At 66.2% G+C, this 18,306-nt stretch carries 13 protein-coding genes; 6 read left to right on the top strand and 7 right to left on the bottom strand.

What is annotated here, in order from left to right; translation table 11 throughout:
* Positions 1-13 precede the first annotated feature (13 nt).
* From AC1DMY_RS11610 to bufA2, 3 genes are all read right to left on the bottom strand, one after another.
* Entirely contained in the window at positions 14-805 is a 792-nt protein-coding gene (locus tag AC1DMY_RS11610; protein ID WP_477165121.1) for an HvfC/BufC family peptide modification chaperone, read from the bottom strand.
* On the bottom strand, positions 802-1,644 hold the full coding sequence (gene bufB / locus AC1DMY_RS11605; protein ID WP_477165120.1) for an MNIO family bufferin maturase: 843 nt from the start codon (positions 1,642-1,644) through the stop codon (positions 802-804). Before bufB ends, AC1DMY_RS11610 begins: the two co-directional genes overlap by 4 nt.
* A gap of 61 nt (positions 1,645-1,705) precedes the next feature.
* Positions 1,706-1,990, bottom strand: coding sequence for a BufA2 family periplasmic bufferin-type metallophore (bufA2, locus tag AC1DMY_RS11600; RefSeq protein WP_477165119.1), 285 nt, complete (start codon positions 1,988-1,990; stop codon positions 1,706-1,708).
* 277 nt (positions 1,991-2,267) lie between these two features.
* Between bufA2 and AC1DMY_RS11595 the strand changes: the two genes are divergently transcribed.
* Positions 2,268-2,786, top strand: a complete 519-nt coding sequence (locus tag AC1DMY_RS11595; RefSeq protein WP_477165118.1) for a DoxX family protein — start codon at positions 2,268-2,270, stop codon at positions 2,784-2,786.
* Here AC1DMY_RS11595 and AC1DMY_RS11590 read toward each other — a convergent pair.
* The 4 genes from AC1DMY_RS11590 to AC1DMY_RS11575 all read right to left on the bottom strand — a co-directional run bounded on the left by AC1DMY_RS11590 (position 2,751) and on the right by AC1DMY_RS11575 (position 10,458).
* Entirely contained in the window at positions 2,751-3,422 is a 672-nt protein-coding gene (locus tag AC1DMY_RS11590) for a MarC family protein (RefSeq protein WP_477165117.1), read from the bottom strand. The two genes, AC1DMY_RS11595 and AC1DMY_RS11590, sit on opposite strands and share 36 nt — an antisense overlap.
* A gap of 110 nt (positions 3,423-3,532) precedes the next feature.
* On the bottom strand, positions 3,533-4,399 hold the full coding sequence (locus tag AC1DMY_RS11585) for a ribonuclease H-like domain-containing protein (RefSeq protein ID WP_477165116.1): 867 nt from the start codon (positions 4,397-4,399) through the stop codon (positions 3,533-3,535).
* A complete protein-coding gene (locus tag AC1DMY_RS11580) occupies positions 4,396-6,816 on the bottom strand; it encodes a DEAD/DEAH box helicase (protein WP_477165115.1) in 2,421 nt (806 codons plus the stop codon). The genes AC1DMY_RS11585 and AC1DMY_RS11580 overlap by 4 nt, the downstream gene beginning before the upstream one ends.
* Before the next feature lie 75 nt (positions 6,817-6,891).
* Positions 6,892-10,458 (bottom strand): autotransporter domain-containing protein, encoded by a 3,567-nt coding sequence (locus AC1DMY_RS11575; protein ID WP_477165114.1) that lies wholly within the window; start codon positions 10,456-10,458, stop codon positions 6,892-6,894.
* A 237-nt stretch (positions 10,459-10,695) separates the two neighbouring features.
* Here AC1DMY_RS11575 and AC1DMY_RS11570 point away from each other — a divergent pair, with 237 nt between their 5' ends.
* The 5 genes from AC1DMY_RS11570 to AC1DMY_RS11550 all read left to right on the top strand — a co-directional run bounded on the left by AC1DMY_RS11570 (position 10,696) and on the right by AC1DMY_RS11550 (position 18,291).
* On the top strand, positions 10,696-11,361 hold the full coding sequence (locus AC1DMY_RS11570; protein ID WP_477165290.1) for a response regulator: 666 nt from the start codon (positions 10,696-10,698) through the stop codon (positions 11,359-11,361).
* Positions 11,358-12,764, top strand: a complete 1,407-nt coding sequence (locus AC1DMY_RS11565) for an ATP-binding protein (protein ID WP_477165113.1) — start codon at positions 11,358-11,360, stop codon at positions 12,762-12,764. The genes AC1DMY_RS11570 and AC1DMY_RS11565 overlap by 4 nt, the downstream gene beginning before the upstream one ends.
* Before the next feature lie 132 nt (positions 12,765-12,896).
* Positions 12,897-14,216, top strand: coding sequence for a TolC family protein (locus AC1DMY_RS11560; protein WP_477165112.1), 1,320 nt, complete (start codon positions 12,897-12,899; stop codon positions 14,214-14,216).
* Entirely contained in the window at positions 14,213-15,259 is a 1,047-nt protein-coding gene (locus AC1DMY_RS11555) for an efflux RND transporter periplasmic adaptor subunit (RefSeq protein ID WP_477165111.1), read from the top strand. Before AC1DMY_RS11560 ends, AC1DMY_RS11555 begins: the two co-directional genes overlap by 4 nt.
* On the top strand, positions 15,256-18,291 hold the full coding sequence (locus AC1DMY_RS11550; RefSeq protein ID WP_477165110.1) for an efflux RND transporter permease subunit: 3,036 nt from the start codon (positions 15,256-15,258) through the stop codon (positions 18,289-18,291). Before AC1DMY_RS11555 ends, AC1DMY_RS11550 begins: the two co-directional genes overlap by 4 nt.
* Positions 18,292-18,306: the final 15 nt, after the last annotated feature.

The raw sequence follows: 18,306 nt of genomic DNA, 5'->3' as shown, positions 1-18,306 counted from the left end.
GTTGGAAGGCCGGTTAGATGGTTGCTTCTCCCGGCAGGGTCAGTCGGCCGACCAGCCCCTCACCCAGCCATTGCGCCAGCAGGGCGGCCATGCGGGGCAGGGCCGCATGGCCATGACGCTGGGCGAGGCGTTCGCACAGCTGCGCAAAGGTGTCGCCATTCAGGGCCCCCAGCAGCGCCGGCAGTTCGCCCGTTTCGACCTGCCGGTAGCGTACGTCCAGCACCGGCCGCCAGACCAGCAGATGGCGTGCCCGGCGCCAACGGCGCAAGGCCGGACGAGGCTCGCCCCGGTCGGCCGCGCGCCGGAACGCATCGACATTGCAGCTACTGCGCAGCAGATGCGCATGCGACAGCGGATGCAGCCGCAGCGCTGCCCATCCTTCGGGCGCGATGCCCGCCAGTTCGGCGGCGCTGACGGTGCCATGGTCGGCGGCGTCGAACGCAGTGGAAATGGCCCAATCCAGCCGCGCCATCTCGGCCAGCTCGGGTCGGTCTCGCCATGCGGCTGTGCGTGTGAGAAAGTCGGCGAGCCCTGCGCCATGCCAGCGAATATTGAAGTGCGTGGACGGATGCGCGGCGACGTAGTCGTCCAGCAGCCGGACGAAGTGCCGCCCGGCCAGCAGGGCCAGTCCCGGAAACTCCGTCGCCAGCGCTTCGCGCAGACGCATGCGATAGCCGTGCTGGTAGATGGCGAGCCGGTTCGATTCGTCGGCCTTGTCGTCACCGCGCAGCGAACCGGGCAGGGGCGCGCTGCCCGCCAGCAGGGCGTCGGCCAACTGCAGCTGCATGGCGCGCAGATCGTTCACGCGGCTTCCTGCATCAGCGCGTCGGCCAGCGAGCGGGCATGATCGAGTTCCGCCAACAGCTCGGCGAGCGGAGGAATGTGGTCGTCGCGCTCGATCATGGTCGACACGCGACCGAAGCGGCGCACGGCTTCCACGTAGAGATCCCAAACGGCATCGACCACGGGCGCATCGTGCGTGTCGATCAGCAGCTCGCCGCCGTGCTCGTGGCCGGCCAGATGGAATTGCTGCACGCGTCCCGGCGGCAGGCCATCGAGATAGTCGAGCGCGGCAAAGCCATGATTGTGCGCGCTCACGTGTACGTTGTTGATGTCGAGCAGGATGAGGCAATCCGCACGTTCGGCCACGGCGGCGAGAAACTCCCACTCGGTCAGCTGCGACCGCGCGAAGCTGATGTAGCTCGACACGTTCTCCAGCAGGATGCGCCGTCCGAGCTTGTCCTGCACGCGGCGCACGCGATCCACCACGTGACTGAGCGCCTCCTCGGTGTATGGCAGCGGCATCAGGTCGTGCAGGTTGACGCCTTGCACGCCGGTCCAGCACAGATGATCAGAAATCCACGCGGGCTCCACCTGGCGCGCCAAGGCGGCGAGCTGGCCGAGATAAGCCATGTCGAGCGGATCCGTGCCGCCGATGGACATCGACACGCCGTGCATCACCAGCGCAAAGCGCTCGCGAAAACGCTCCAGCCAGCGCAGGGGCCGGCCTCCGGGAACCAGATAGTTTTCCGAAACGATCTCGAGCCACTGCACGTTGCCCGGTTCGTCGATCAGCGTTTCGTAGTGATCGACGCGCAGGCCGAGACCGAAGCCGAGATAAGGCAGCTGGCGGGAGGTAGGCATGGCGTTTCTCGCGGCAAAGGTGCGGGGCTTTCGCATCGTGCCGAAAGCCCCGCGATCAAGCTCAGGAGGCCTTGGCGGCTGTCTGGGCGGCGTCACATTCCTGCTGGCTCTTCTGCATGGTGAAGCCCTGGCCCTTACAGGCGTTCTGGCCCTTGCAGGCATTGCTGGCCTGCTTGCAGGCGCCGTGTCCCTTGCAGGACGACGAGTTCATGCACTTGACGCTGGCGGTATCGGCCGACTTGCCGGCGTCGGTCTTCTCGGCCGCCGAAGCGGACATCGTGGTGACGGCGAACAGGCCGGCAACCATCATCGCCATGGCGGCACCGTTGAGCTTGTTGGTCTTCATGGGAACACTCCTGTCAGGTAGACGGCCGCTTGCTGGCGGCGTGGGTGGACAACGTCGGGCCCGGACACCATGGCCAAGCACTGCCGACCTCAGCATTCTCGGCAGACGGCTAGCCGCGGGCTGTCCCCGGGCGTCTCCCTTTTGTGCCCGATCGTCCGGCGATGGAGGTGCCGCGCAGGACCGGACGTCGGGCAAGAAAGCATGGACGACCAGCCATGGCGGCCGGCGAGGGCGGTTTGCATGATGCCCGCACCCCGTATTCATGGAACCCGCCGTCATGCGCCAGCTCATCGCCGACAAGGCAACACATTTGCTCGAATGGCTACATCGCATCGAGTGGATCGGACCGCTCACGGTGCGCGTGGTGTTCGGCTACTTCTGGCTGGAAACCGGCATCGCCAAGGTGCACAACTTGGATGGCTTTACACAGCGTTTCGTCGGCTGGGGCATTCCCTTCCCGGCGTTCAGCGCTGGCTTGTCGGCGTGGACAGAGTTGCTCGGCGGCCTGCTGATCATGCTCGGCTTGTTCACCCGCCTGGTGTGCGTCCCCATGCTCATCAACATGGCGGTGGCCGTGGTGCTGGTCGTATCGGCCAACCTCACGGGCCTGGACGACTACGTGGAAGCGGACGAGATCGTCTACAGCCTGATCTTTTTCTGGCTGCTGATCAGCGGCCCGGGCAAGGCGAGCCTCGACACGCTGGTGGCGAGGGCGCTGGGCATTCGCACCGCAGCTGCCGTCACACCGCCATCGCTGGCGTCAGTGCCACTTCACCGATCCGAGCAAGTCGGCTAGCCCCACCCACAGCAGCTGCATGCCGATGCAGAACGTGACCAGCGCAAACAGGCGCATCACGATCTTGGTGCCGCCGGAGCCCAGCCATCGCTCCAGCGTGTCGGCAAAGCGCATGCAGACGTAGATGCTGGCGCATAGCACCACCAGCGCGGCGGCAACGCCGAGAAAATGGACGGCCGACAAGCCATCCTTCGGCGAGCTGGTGCCCAGCGCGATAGCCACCGAGATCGAGCCGGGGCCCACCATCAAGGGCAGCGTCAATGGGTAGAAGGTCTTGGCGGCCAATGACCCGCTACGCGAGCTGGGGTTCACCTCTTGCGCCTTCTCGTTGGCAGAGTCGTCGTCGTCGGGCTTTTGCAGCAGGTTCCAGCCCGCCACCGCGATGATCATGCCGCCCGCCACGCGCAGCACCGGAATGGAAATGCCGAAGAAGGTGAGCACATAGGCGCCCATCAACAACGACACCAGCAAGATGGCGAAGCTGTTGGTGGTGATGCGCCAGGCCAGCTCGGTGCGCTCGGCGGCCGTGGTGTTGGGCACCATGCTCAGCACGATGAAAGCCGAGCCGATCGGGTTGATGATCGGAAACAGGCCCGTGATAAGCAGCAGGGCGGTCTGGGTGAAATCTCTCAGCATGCTCGCAGCTCCCCGAGGCAGGCTTGCGGTGGGATCACGTCGTGTGGCGCACCGGGCCCGCCGGCAGCCCGCGGGGAAAACCTAGCATGTCGGTCCGCCGACCGCGCCCCTCACGCCTGCGTGTTTGCCTCGTCGTGCGTCGCGAAGCGGTGAAGAATGCCGCCCAGGCTGCGCAGATCCTGGCTGTTGTGTCGCGCCACGCGATGCAGCGCCTGCGCCGAACCCCCGCGCAAATAGCCCAGCCATGCGGCCGGCGCTTCAGAGCCGGGCAGGTCATCCTCGCGCACGACCCGCAGCAGCTGGCGCTCGGCGGTGGCCAGGCGGCAGTTCTCCCAGGCGCCACGCCAGCGGCGACGCACGGGATGCAGCAGATCGATATGCGCCAGGCCTTCGAGCGGGCACGCGCGATGGTGCAGTCGAAAGCGCGTCTTGAGCAGGGGCGAGTCGTACGACTTGCCGTTGTAGCTCACCAGCACCGCATCCGGACGCAACCACGATGCGAAGCAGTCGAGCATGGCCGCTTCGCCGGCCAGCGTGGTGATCAGCAGCTGGCGTTCGCGGAAGCGCCCTTCATGCCAGTCGCCCACGCCGATCATGAAGGCGCGCGTGCCGGTGCCGCCGGCCAGTCCGGTGGTTTCCGTGTCGAACAGCACCAGTCGTTCTGGTGCGATCACTTCGTCGACGCGCGCAAATGCGGCGTGGAAGGCAGGCGGTTCGGGCGGCCACGCGCTACTCGTTTCGCACAACTGCAAGCCGGGTGCGATGGTCTGCCCGGGCAGCGAAGAGGGCTCGACGATTGCCTTGCGTCGAGGCGTGGCTGACACGCCTTGCACGCGCTGGCGGATGCCGAGCAGCTGGGCGATGTTGTCCGGCAGCGCGGGACGCGGCTTCGCCGGGACAGCTACGGCCACCGGAGCGAGCGGCGTGACACCGGCCTGGCGACGCAAGCCGCGCAACTTGTCGGCCAGCGCGCTCATAGGGCGATGATCAGGTCGAGCACACGCGTGGCGAGCGATTTGAGTGAGCGTTCGTTCTCCTCGTCCGCGGCAAGGACCGGGCCGACGCAGGCAGGGCAACCGCCACGGCAATCGCAGCGGCGCACCAATTCGCGAGCGAGGCGCACCAGGTCTTCGCGGCGCTCGTACAGCGGTGCGCTGAGTCCCACGCCACCGGGGAAGGCATCGTAGAGATAAAGCGTGGGTACGAACGGACCGCTCATCGATGGCTCGCCCTCGCCAAAGCCCGAGCGAAGCTGCGCGCGGCCATTCGCATCGGGCGTGGCGAACCATGCGCCGTCGCCGCTGCCCACGGCTTTCTGCAGGTCGCGCGCCTCGGCCATTACGGCCACGGTTGCCACGATGTGCAAGGCATGCGCCGCCGCAAGAAACCCGTCCAGCGCCTCCTGGCGATGATCGAACGCCTGCTCCAGGGCGCGCTGGGGCAGTTGCCACCACACGGCGGTCGTATGCAACTCGAGGTCCGGCAGGTTTACCGGGCCGTAGCCGATATTTTCGTGCGTGTAGTAGCGAATCTTCTTGTAGCCCGCGACGCGTCGCGCCACATGCACTTCCCCGTGATGCGCGCTGCCGTTGCCGGCGGGCGATCCATCGAATGCTTCCAACACCTTGAGCTTGGTGTAGTCGATCGCGTCGGTGTAGTAGTCGACGTTGGTGCGCGTGACGAAGGCCTTGCGGCCGTTCCAGTCCAGCCGCTCCACCTGGTAGGGCAGCGACTGGATCATATGGATGGCGCCTTCGTACAAGGTGAGCGAGGCCGCGCTGAAGTCGACTTCCGCCACGATGGTCTGGCGACCGTCGGTACGATCCACCACCACGAAATTGCCGTCGGCCACCGAACGCAAGGACACCGCGTTCGCGGGGTAACTATCGGCGATCCATTCGAAGCGCTCGCCTTCCTGATGCAGCACGCCTTCCTCGGCGAGCACCTGCAGCCATGGCGTGGCGTCCTGCGGGCCAAACAGCTCACCATCGCGAAATGGCAGCTCGAACGCGGCGCAGCGGATGTGATCGAGCAGGATCAGCGGCTGGTCGGCTGCAATGCGCGCATGCTCCGGCGTGGCGTCCTGGAAGAATTCCGGATGACGCACCAGGTACTGGTCGAGCGGATCGCTGCTGGCGACGAGCACGCCGAGCGAAGCCTGCTGGCGTCGACCCGCGCGACCGAATCGCTGCCAAGTTGCAGCGACGCTGCCGGGATAGCCGTTGAGCACCACCACGTCGAGCGCGCCGATATCCACGCCCAGTTCCAGCGCGGACGTGCTGACGATGCCGTCCACCTGTCCCGCCCGCATCTCGCGTTCGGCCGCACGACGTTCGGTGGGCAGATAGCCGCCGCGATAGGCGCGAATGCGTGGCGCCTTGCGCGGGTCGCTGTCGAACACGTCTTTCAAGTATTTGGTGAGCACCTCCACCATCAGCCGCGACTGCGCGAACACCAGTGTCTTCAGTCCCGCCCGGATCGCCGTGCGCGCAATGCGGTTGGATTGCGAGCGCGCCGAGGCGCGCAGGCCCAGATCCGCATTGATCACCGGCGGGTTCCATAGCAGCACGTGCTTCTCGCCCACCGGTGCGCCGCTTTCGGTGATCGCAGTGACCGGCTGCTCGATCAGCGCGCTCGCATGCTCCGCCGGATTGCCGATGGTCGCCGAGCACAGGATGAACTGCGGCGTCACGCCATAGAACGCACAGATGCGCTGCAGCCGGCGCAACACATTGGCCACATGCGAGCCGAAGACGCCGCGATAGGTGTGTACCTCGTCGATCACGATGTAGCGCAGGTTCTCGAAGAACTGCGCCCACTTGGTGTGATGCGGCAGGATCGCCTGGTGCAGCATGTCCGGATTGCTCACCACGATGTCGCCATGCAGGCGGATCGCCTGCCGCGCGTCGCCCGGCGTATCGCCATCGAAGGTGAAGGCTTTGACGCCGAGGTTGCCGGCCTGGTTGAGTTCCAGCAGCTCGGCCACCTGATCCTGTGCCAGCGCCTTGGTGGGAAACAGGAACAAGGCCTTGGCGCGCTGGCGGATCGCCGCACTGATCACCGGCAAGGTGTAGCACAGCGATTTGCCCGAGGCGGTGGGCGTGGCGATCACCACATGCTCGCCTGCCGCCGTGGCGTTCCACGCCTGTGCCTGATGCGCATAAAGCTGGTGGATACCGCGCGCTCGCAGCGCATCGGCAAGGGCCGGTGGCATATCGCCGGGCAGAGGGGCGAACTGACCCTCGCGTCCTGGCAGCACGAACGAACCGGTGATGCGGTCGCCGTAGCGCTTGGCGAGCCGCCGAGCGAGCTGGTCGCCGCCGGAGACCGGGGCGGCCAGCGCACCGTCGCCGCGCACCGCGCGTTGGGCCATGGGGTTGGGCAAGGCGTTCATCGGTGCGCTCCATCCGGGGATGGCATTGCACCCGCAGGCCGTCTCAATCCCTGAGACGGCCTGGTCTGGCGCGGCTTAGAACATCCAGGTCAGGCTCATGCGGGCCGACTGGTCGTTCGCATGGCTGGCGAACTGGCCGTTGTAGCTGGCATCCACCGTGACGTTGCGCGACAAGGCGAAGCTCAGCCCGCCGTTGAAGGCTGCGGCGTTTCGCGCCACGGGTACGCCATCGACCGTATAGGCCAGGTTGCCGTTGGCAAAGCGCATCGCGCTGCTGGTCGCGGTATCGCCCCAGGCGTGCTGCCAGCCCAGACTGAAGTGCGCCCGCAAGCCGCCGCTGGCATCCAGCGCAAACACGCTGCGCAGGCCCAGCGTGGCATAGGTGGACGAATCGGTCTGCGCATTCGCGTCCAGTGCCGCGGCGCCATCGCCTTCGCTGGCGGCATCGGTGTGCAGCCGCACATAGGCCACATTGAGGAAGGGCGAGAACGTCGCAGCCGGCGTGCCGAACGCGTAGCTCGCGTCGATATAGGCCTGCCCGGTGTTGCCGTCGTATTCGCTGTTATAGCGTTCGTCGAAGCTGTCAAAGACCACCGTGCGATGACTGTCCACTGACTGCCAGCTATACGCCACAGCACCCTGCAACTGGAAGGCATCGGCATGCAAGCTGCCGTACACACCCAGATGCGTGCCGGTGGTGTGGGATGACGAACCCAAGGCGTCGACGTTGGCGCTGTTCTGGCCAAAGCCCGCCACCGCACCGATGCGCGCCTGCGAACCCAGCAACATGTCCGCACCCACCAGCAGGCCGCTGCCGTTCGCTTGCAGGCGCGAGGTATTGCCGTCGCCATCGTGGTTGCCCCAATGGCCCCAGCCCGCGGTCCAGGCGGATACGCCGTTGTCGCCGGTGGCACTGGTTCCGGTGGCGCCGTTGTTGAGTCCGAGCAGGTGATCGTTGATCGCATCGCGTACGTAGCGGCTGTCGTCCATCAATGCCGTGCGCGTGCTGGCGTAGATCTCGCCGGAGAGCTGGTCGTAGGCATGGCGCGCCGTCGCCGCGTCGGCCATCACCACGGCGTTGTACAGCGCGCTGTTCCAGCCCAGCGCTTCCACGGCCATAGCGGTGGCGCGCTCGTTCGGCGTCTGCGCGACGCCGGCGAAGCTCACATCGTTGCGCTCCAGCGACAGCGTCACGCTGTTGGCGCCATAGGCCATCGTGGGCGTGAGAAAGGCCAGATTGCTGCTGGCCGAGGCGAACTGGCCGGTGACACCCTGCGTGGCAGTGAGGATGGTGTAGTCGGTACGCGGGGCCCAGTTGCCCGTGGTGCCCAATACCACCGTGCTGCCAGCGATGCTGGCCTTGCCGTTCACCGTGAGCAGGTCTGCCTGGCCGGTGGGCGCCGCATCGATCACCAGCGCACCGTTGGCAGCCTGCGTGTAATTGCCGTTGATAGTGAGCGTGCCGATCGAGCCGCCCGGCTGCAGCATGCCGTTGTTGGTGACATTGCCCACGATGGTGCCGTGACCGCGCAAGGTGCCGCCCGCGGCCACCTGCACGTTGCCGCCGAGTGTGGCGGATGCATTGGCGGCATCGCCCACTTCCAGCGTGCCGGCCTGCACCGTGGTGGTGCCGGCAAAACTGTTCTTGCCGTCGAGCACCAGCATGCCGGTGCCGGTCTTGGTGAGCGAACCCGTGCCGCTGAGCTCGCCGTTGTAAATGCCATCGTTGGTCTGGTCGAACACCAGCGCCGCATTGTTGGTGATATTGCCCTGCAGGCTGGCAGTACTGCCCAGCAGCATGCCCCCGCTGATGGTGGTGCCACCGCTGTAGCTGTTCGCGCCGGTGAGCGTGAGCGTGCCACTGCCAGTCTTGTTGATGCCGAAGCTGCCGCCGATGTTGCCTGACTGAGTGGCAGCGTCGCTGCCTTCCACATCGAGTGTCGTCGCACCCTGCAGACTGATCGCGTTGGCGAGATTGATGCCGTTGCGATAGGTCAGCGTCGGCGCCACAGCGACCAGTGTGCCTGTGCCGATGGCGCTGCTGTTGCCCAGCACCAGGGTGCCGCCGCTGACCGTGGTGTTGCCGCTATACGTGCTGGCGCCGTTGAGCGTGGTGGTGCCGGCGCCGATCATCACGCTGGCAAAGTTCGCGATGGAACCGGCATAGCTGAAGCTGTTGCCGGCGCCGGGCGCAATGGTCAGCGTGCTGCTGCCGGTGCCGCCGTTGAGATTGCCGTTGACTACCGCCGAGCCGCCAAGGATCTGCAAGCTGCTGTTGCCGCTGCCCAGATCGACTGCAAGATTGCTGCTGTCGGCCGTGATGATGCCGTAGTTGATCACCGTAGCGTTGTTGCCGCCGGTGTACACCGCCGCCGCCGAGCCGCCGCCTTCCAGCGTACCGCCGGCAAGGTTCGTGATGGTGACGGTGAAGGCATTGGCCGCGCCGGTGACCGCGATGGCCGAATCGCTCTGGCCGCGGATCAACCCGCTATTGGTGACCGTGGTATTGCCGTAGATGCCCTGCACGGGAATCGGCGCGTCGGTGGTCGGGTCCTTGTCCAAACCGGCCAGCGTGATGCCGCGGCCGGTGCCGGTGTTGACGGTGCTGTCGGCATTGGTCGCCGAGTTGTCGCCTTCGATGGTGCCGGAGTTGACGATCGTACCGCCGCCGACGGTCACGCCTTCGCTCGTGTCGTTGTATGCGTGCAGCGACTTGATCGTGCCGGTGTTGGTGATGTTCACCAGGCCATCCACGTCGACGCCGTCGCCGTCGCCATTCACGCCGTTGCCGGTGATGGTGCCGTGGTTCACCACGGTCACCACTTCGTTGGCATTGAAGCCGTCGATATTGATGCCCGAGCCGTTATCGCCCTGGATGGTGCCGCCAAGATTATTGGTCACCGACAAGGTGTACGCGCCGCTGGTGCTCACGTCCGTATTGCCGCCGGTGATGCCGTGGCGCGCGCCCTCGATGGTGCCGGTGCCGGCCACGCTGGCCGTGCCCGTGGTGGCGTTGACGATGGTGATGCCGCTGTTGCTCTGCGCATCGATGCCATCGCTGCCGTCGGTGCTGCCTGGCGCGTTGGTCGACTTGATCAGGCCATCGTTGTAGACAAAGCCGTTGACGCCTGGACGTACAGCGTCCGCTTCATACGCCTCGATATCGCCGGTGGCGTAGTTGTACAAGGTGTTGCTGCCGGTGGTGATCGCATTGAAGTCGATCGCCTGGGCGCCGCCAGCCGACGCGTTGGACGACATCAGCTTGCCGTAGTTGTAGAAGACGACGTTGCTGCTCGCCTTGTTCATCTGGATGACGTCGTTGTCCGCCGTCTGCATCAACGCACCCACACCGTTGGTGACGGTGAGCGTGAGGTTGCCGGTGTTGTCGCGGATGGCGCGGCCGGTGGTCGTGTCAATCAGGGTGCCGTTGTTGGTGATCGTGCTGCTGCCGGTCACGGTGACGGCGACCGCCGTGTTGCCGCCGATCGACAGCGTGCCAGTCGCGTCGATGGTGCCGGTCTGCGTCGCGGCGAGCGTTTGGGCGGTGTTGGAGGTTTGTCCGGCGGTAATCTCGAACGTGGCGGCGTGGGCGGTATCGACCAGCGCGAGCAGGATTCCAGCGACGAGCAGCTTCTTCTTCATGGGGCCCCCTGTGGCGTAAGCCCGCAAGTGTTGCGATGGCATTGCGCAAGACTCATGACAGCTTGGCTACGCTGTCCGGCCCTTTCCTTAGCGTTGTCTTAGAAAGTCCTCGCGGTCCGCCGCCAACGCCTGCCATGACTGAGAAAAAATCAGGCAAGACAGTCGTTTAAGTGTTTCCTAAGGCGCATGGCCGATAATCCCGGCGTACATCGCCAGCAGGCGAAGGAGCGTCAGGTCGTGCACATTCTTCTGGTCGAGGACGACGCGCAGCTGGGGGCGGCGATCCAGCGGGCCCTGGAACGGCTGAGCTATACGGTGTCGTGGCTGCGCGACGGCCGTTCCGCGCTCAACGCCATGCGCGATCGCACCGCCGACCTGGTCTTGCTCGACCTGGGGCTGCCAGGGCGCGACGGCATCGAGGTCCTCGTGGAAGCACGCCGCGCCCATGTGGATACGCCGGTGCTGGTGATGACGGCACGCGACGGACTCTCCTCCCGTGTCGATGGCCTGGACGCCGGCGCCGACGACTACCTGACCAAGCCCTTCCATGTGGAAGAACTGGCCGCACGCATCCGCTCGCTCACCCGCCGCATGCGCGGCCTGTCGGTGAACCGCATCGAAGTAGGTGCGCTGAGCCTGGACGTGGGCACCTCGGAGGTGACCTTCCGCGGCGAGGCTGTCGACCTCACCCGCCGCGAATTCGCGCTGCTGCAGGCGCTGATGGAAAGCGCCGGACGACTGGTGCGGCGCGAGAGCCTGGAGAATTCGCTGTACGGACTGGATCACGTCGTGGGCAACAACGCACTCGAGGTACTGGTGCATTCGCTGCGCCGCAAGCTGAGCTTCGAGACGGTGCGCAACGTGCGCGGTTTCGGCTACATGATTCCGCAGGATCCCAAGTGAGCCGCAGCAGTCTGCGCGGACGCTTGCTCTGGTTAATCCTCGGCGTTCTCGCGCTGGTGCTGGTGCCCTTGGCGATCTACAGCCTTCGTCGCACCACCAACGAAGTGAACGAGCTCTCCGACGGGCGGCTCGCGCAATCGGCACGGACGCTGCAGACCTTGATCAGCCAGATCGGCCTGCCCGCCCTGCAGCGCCACAACATCGAAGAAGGCGTGGTGGTGCCGATCACGGCCCGTTCCACCCAGGAGCTGGTGCTGCATGGCCACACCTATGAGTCGGAGGTGGGCTTCCAGGTGTTCGACCGCGACCATCGCCCGCTGCTCGTGACCGGCAACCTCACCGCCTTGCCGCCGCCCGACGCCGCGCAGCCGGGTTTCAGGGATCTGCGTTACGGCAACTATGGCTGGCGTCTGTTCACCCTGCCGCCCACACCCGATGGCGTCGTGGTGCGCGCCGCCGAGCGCTATGACAGCCGCCGCGACATCCGCACCGCGCTGTGGATCGAACATGGCCTGCCGCCGCTGATCGCGCTCCCCGTACTGGCCTTGCTGGTCGGTTGGGCGGTGCGCCGCGGACTGCGCCCGCTCGATGCGCTCGCGGAAAAACTGGCCGCGCGCAAACCGGGCAGCCGCGACACGCTTGATGTCGCCGACGCGCCGCGCGAACTGGAGCCGGTGCTGGCTGCACTCAACAGCCAGTTCACCCAGCTCGAAGAAGCGCTGGAGCGCGAGCGCCGCTTCAGCGCCGACGTGGCGCACGAACTGCGCACGCCGCTGGCCTCCACCATGATCAACCTGGAGAACGCCGAAGCCAGCCGCGATACGCGCGAAGCTGACGTGGCTTTGGCCGGCGCGCGCGAAAGCCTCGCCGCCTTGGCGCGCCGGGTGGAACAGTTGCTGTCGCTGGCGCGCCTGGAAGCGAGCTCGCGCGCCGAGCAAAACGTCGATATCGACTTGCTGGCGATCGCGCGCACCGTCATTGAGGAACTGTCGCCGCTGATCGGCAACTCGGACGTGGAACTGGACGTGGCGCTGGCCGAAGCCACGCTGATCGTACGCGGCCACGAGGTGGCGCTGGCCGCGTTGCTGCGCAATCTGCTGGAAAACGCGCTGCGCCATGTGCCGCTCGGGGGCCAGGTGAAGCTCAGCATCCAGCGCGAACAGGGTCAGGCCGTGATCGACGTGATCGACAACGGCGAGGGCATTCCCCCGGAGCGGCGTGCGGCGGTATTCACCCGCTTTCACCGCGAGGCCGGCAGCCAGGGCGAGGGTTACGGGCTGGGGCTTTCCATCGTGCAGCGGGCGGCGCAATTGCACGATGCGTCGATCGAGCTGCTGGATTCGCCCTATGGCCGCGGACTGCGCGTCTGCGTACGCCTGCCGCTGAGCGAGCAGCGCGCCTGACGCCGCGAGATCTTGCCGGCGCTTACAAAGTGAACGCTAAGCCAGTTTCGCTAGGGTATGGACTCCCTACTTATGCCTGGATCGTTGGTGCCTTCTCTGTCTGCCAAGCATCACACTGGCCGGGCTTCGCCGATGCGCACGTTCGCGGCCATCGCCCTCGCCCTGTGCGCGGCGGGCTGCGCCACCTCCCGGCCCAAGCCGCTGCCGGAACAGGCCGCGTCCGCCTCCTCGCTGTCGCAACTGCGAGGTTATGACGCCGCCGCGTTGCCGCTGGACATGGCCGCGGTGGAGCGTCTGGTGCTGCTCAACAATCCCGACCTCAAGACCCAGCACGCCCGACACCAGGCGGCGCAGGCACAGCGGCTGCAAGACGGCGTGCTGCCCAATCCCACCGTCGGCGGCAGCGTGGGTTATCTGCTTTCAGGGCCGGGCGATGCGACGGCGTGGACGGCGTCGATCAGCCAGGACATCGCCTCGCTGATCACGCTGCGCCCTCGCCGTGAAGCGGCGAAAGCCAGTGCGGATGAAGTCGACGCCAGCCTGCTGTGGGAGCAATGGCAGACCGTGGGCAAGGCGCGCCTGCTGGTGATCGGCCTGGTCGAAGGCCAGCGGCAGATCGCGCTGCAGACACAGTCGCAGCAGGCGCAGGCGCAGCGCGAGACGCGCATTGCCAGCGCCGTCCGTGCTGGCAACCTGGAGCGCGTGGCGGTGGCCTCCGATCTTGCTGCCGCCGCCGATTCACGCAGCGCGCTCAACGACCTGCAGCGCCGGCAGCTGGACCAGCAACAGCAACTCAATGCACTGCTGGGCTTGCAGCCTGATGTCGTCCTGCCACTGGCAGCGAACTTGCCATCGGCCAGCGTGGACGCCGCGGCGATCCGCGCGCAATTCGATAGCATCAGTCGTCGCCGCCCCGACCTGGTGGCCCTGCAGTTGGGCTATCAAGCGCAGGAGGCGAATCTGCGCGCCGCCGTGCTGGCGCAGTTTCCGCCGCTGGCGATCGGCTACGACGCCTCGCAGGACAATAGCCGCGTGCGCAATGGCGGCCCCGCGGTGAACTTCACACTGCCGATCTTCGATCACAACCAGCACAACGTGGCGATTGCCCGCGCCACCCGCGAGCAGCTCCACCAGGAATACACCACGCGCCTGGCGACCTCGCGCGACGACGTTGAAGCGCTGCTCGCGCAATACGCACAACTCGATGCGCAGCAGCAGGCGCTCACGCCCGCCACCGACGACGCCGTGCGCGCCGCATCGCAGGCTGGCCAGGCAGCACAGGCCGGCTTGATCGATCTGCGCAACGTGACCGACCTGCGCGTGGCCGCCCTCAACCGGCAACTGGCGCAACTGGCGAACGAGCAGGCCATGCTCGAACAGCAGGCTGCATTGGAATTGCTGGTCGGTCGCGGCATGCCGATCTCTCTCGAACAGGATGTGATGGCCCCATGAGTTACCGACAGCCATGGATCGCAGTGGCACTGGCCGCCTTGGCTCTGGCCGCATGCTCCACCAGCGAAGCACCGGACGATGCAGCGGTGAGCGCCGCGGTCACCACCGTGCCGCTGAAGCAGGGCAGTCTCGCTGATACCGTGACCGCGTACGGCAGCGCCGGCCCGGCCGCCGATGCCGCGCAAGTCATCAGCGTGCAGGCCGCGGGTCGGGTGACACGCTGGAATGTCACCACCGGCGAAGCGGTCAAGCGTGGACAGTCCCTGCTTGGCTTCACGCTGGCGCCGTCGTCGGTGGTGGCGTATCAACAGGCGCTGACAGCGCAGAAGTTGGCCCAGGCGCAGCGTGCTCACACCGCGCAACTGCTGTCGCAGCAACTCGCCACCCGCGATCAGCTCGATCAGGCCGAAAAGGCTTTGCAGGACGCCCAGTCCAATCTGGATGCCCTGGTGCAGCAACAAGGACGCAGCGCGACCATCGACGTCACCGCGCCGTTCGATGGCGCCGTGGTGACGGTCGACGCGCCGCAGGGCGACAACCTGCAAGCAGGCGCAGCACTGCTCACGGTGCAGCGCGGTGACGGTATGGTCGTCACGGTTGGCGTCGAGCGCGATGCGGTGACGCGCGTGCAGGTGGGCGCCAAGGCCAATCTCACGCCGATCGATGGCGGCGCCGCCATGCTGGGCACGGTGCGCCGCGTGGCGCATGCGCTGGATCCGCACACGCATCAACTCAATGTGGAGATCGTGCCCGACGGTGCCTTGGTCAGCGGCGAAGGTTTCCGCGCCGACATCGTCGTAGGTCAGCGACAGGGTTGGCTGTTGCCGCGCGATGCGGTGCTGGGCGATGACGCGGATCGCCATGTCTTCCAGGTGGCCAACCACAAGGCCGTCAGCGTGCCGGTGAAAGTGTTGGGCGAGTCGGACAGCATCACGGTCGCCAGTGGCGCACTCGATGCGAAGCTGCCGCTGGTCACCGAAGGTGCGACGCAATTGGACGACGGCATGGCCGTGCGCGTGCCGTCGGAGCAGACCAAGCCATGAGCTTGCCGACCTTATTGGCGCGGCACGCGCGTGCCATCGTCATCGTGGCTTTCGCGCTCGCGCTGGCGGGGCTGGCCAGTTCGTTCACGCTGCCGGTGGGACTGTTTCCGCAGGTGTCGTTTCCGCGCGTCGTGATCGATCTCGATGCCGGCGACCGGCCGGCCGATCAGACAGCGCTGCTGCTGACGCGGCCGGTGGAAGAGGCGATCCGCACCGTGCCGGGCGTGGCCGGCCTGCGCTCGGAAACCACGCGCGGCTCGGCGCAGATCTCGGTCGACTTCGGCTGGGGTCGCGACATGATCGCCTCCACGTTGCAGGTGGACTCGGCGATTGCGCGCGTGTTGCCCAGTCTGCCCGCGGGCGCCAGCTATAACGTGCGCCGCATGGATCCCACGGTCTTTCCGATCATCTCGTATGCGTTGCAGTCGGACAGCATGTCGCCAGTCGCCCTGCGCGATCTGGCGCAGTACCAGATCGTGCCGCTGCTCGCCTCGGTGGAGGGGCTCGCACGCGTCGATGTACAAGGCGGCGAAACCGCCGAGATCCAGGTGGAAGCCGATCCGCGCAAGCTCGCGCAATACGGCCTGAGCCTGGACGATCTCGCCACCGCCGTAAGCGGCGCCAATCAGCTGGAGGCGGTCGGCCGCCTGCAGGATCGCAACCAGCTTTACCTGGTCGTCGCCGACCATTCGCTGCAACACATCGATGCGATCAGCAACATCATCGTGAAGAATGATCCGCACGGTTGGGTGCGGTTGTCGGATGTCGCGACGGTGCGCGATGGCTATGTGCCGCAATGGATCAAGGTTAGCGAGGACGGCAAGCCGGCCGTGCTGTTCAACGTATTCGAGCAGCCGGACGGCAATGCAGTGCAGATCGCCAGCGAAGTGCGCGCGCGGCTGGCGTCGTATCGACTGCCCAAGGGCGTGACGCTCAAGCCGTGGTACGACCAGAGCGAACTGGTGGTGGAATCCGCCCACAGTGTGCGCGATGCGGTGCTGATCGGACTGTTGCTCGCGGCCGCGGTGTTGCTGGTGTTCCTGCGCAATCTGCGGGTGACCTTGATCGCCATGCTGGTGGTGCCGGTGACGCTGGCCGTCACGGTCTTGCTGCTGCAGGTGTTCGGCATGAGCTTCAACATCATGACGCTCGGCGGCATTGCGGCTGCCGTGGGTCTGGTGATCGACGACGTGATCGTAATGGTGGAACACGTCGCGCGGCGGGCGGGCACGCTGGAAGGCGGTGGCGAAGCCGTGGTGTTGCCCGCGGCGAGGGAATTCCTGGCGCCGCTCACCGGATCAAGCCTTGCCACGCTGATCGTATTCGTACCGCTGGGCCTGCTCAGCGGCGTCACTGGCGCGTTCTCCAAGGCGCTTTCGATCACCATGGCCAGCGCCTTGGCCGTCTCGTGGCTGGTGACCGCGTTCGTGGTGCCACCGTTGTTGCGGCGCTGGATCGACTTCCGTCATTGGCATGATCCGGGTCTCGATCACGAAAGCTGGCTATCGCGTTCGCATGCACGCTCGTACGACGCGTTCGCGCGCCGCCCGGCGTGGCTGCTTGCGTTCGTTGTCCCGCTGCTGCTGATTGGCGGCGTGGCCTACACGCACGTGACCACCGGCTTCATGCCCGCTGTCGATGAAAGCGGCTTCGTGATGGACTACTACACCAAGCCCGGCACCTCCTTGCCCGAAACGGCGCGACAAGTGAGTCAGGTGGAAACGATCCTGCGCTCCATGCCCGAGGTCGCCACGTTCTCCCGCCGCCTCGGTACGGGGCTGGGCGGCGATCTGGGGCAGTCCTATCACGGCGACTTCTTCGTGCGGCTGAAACCCGATCACGCGCGTGCCACGGAGGACGTGATGAGCGACGTGCGGGAGCACGTGGAGCATGAAGTGCCCGGCGTGGAAGTGGAACTGGCGCAGCTGATGGAAGATCTCATCGGCGATCTCACTGCGGTGCCGCAGCCGATCGAGATCAAGCTGTATTCGGCCGATCCGGGCACGCTTGTGCCGCAGGCGCGGCGCGTGGCCAAGGCGCTGGCCGACATACCCGGCGTGGTGGAAATCAAGGATGGCCTGCAGCTGGCCGGCGACGCATTGAACGTGCGGATCGATCCCGATCGCGCCACGCTCGAGGGCATGACGGTGGCGACAGTGACGCAGGCGATCAACAACGCGCTGACCGGCGTCGTCGCCACGCAGTTGCCGCAGGCGACCAAGAGCGTGGGCGTGCGCATCCGCATGCCGGACTCCATGCAATGGCGGCTGCCGCAGCTGCTTGCCCTGCCGGTGCGCGCACCGGACGGACATGTGTTCCCCTTGAGCCGCGTCGCCAGCATCGCAACCGAGAACGGCCAACCGCAGATTTCCCGCGAAAACCTGCAGCAGATGACGGCGGTCACGGCGCGTATCGACGGCCGTGGCATGGGCGCGGCCGTGGCCGATGTGAAGAAGCTGCTCGCGCAGCCGGGCATGCTCGATGCGGATACGCGCTACGAACTAGGCGGCCTGTACCAACAGCAACAGATTGCCTTCCTCGGCCTGGGCAAAGTGTTCCTGATGGCGCTGGTGGCGGAATTCGTGCTGCTGCTGTTCCTGTACGGCCGTGCCGGGCTGGCCCTGGTCGTGATGGGTTGCTCGCTGTTCTCGGCCACGGCGGTGTTTATCGCGCTGTGGCTGTGCGGCGTGGATCTCAACATCACCGCGATGATGGGCATGACGATGATCATCGGCATGGGCACGGAGATGGCGATTTTTTACGTATCCGAATACGTCACGCTGTCGCGCGAGCTGCCGCCGCTGCAGGCCTTGCGCCTGGCCAGCCGCGATCGCCTGCGCCCGATCACCATGACCACGCTCGCCGCCATCCTCACCCTGTTGCCGCTCGCGCTGGCCTGGGGGCAGGGGGCAGGCATCCAGCAACCGCTCGCCATCGCGATCATTGCGGGACTCGCCTTGCAATATCCGTTGGTGCTGCTGGTGATGCCGACCCTGATCGGCCTGGTGGCGGGACATGCGCGACCGCGCTGAGTGGTCGCCCGTGCC

The organism is Dyella sp. 01L423, from assembly GCF_056399945.1.
Note: the sequence above shows the minus strand (reverse complement) of the source record. Positions and strands in the feature narration are given on the sequence as shown.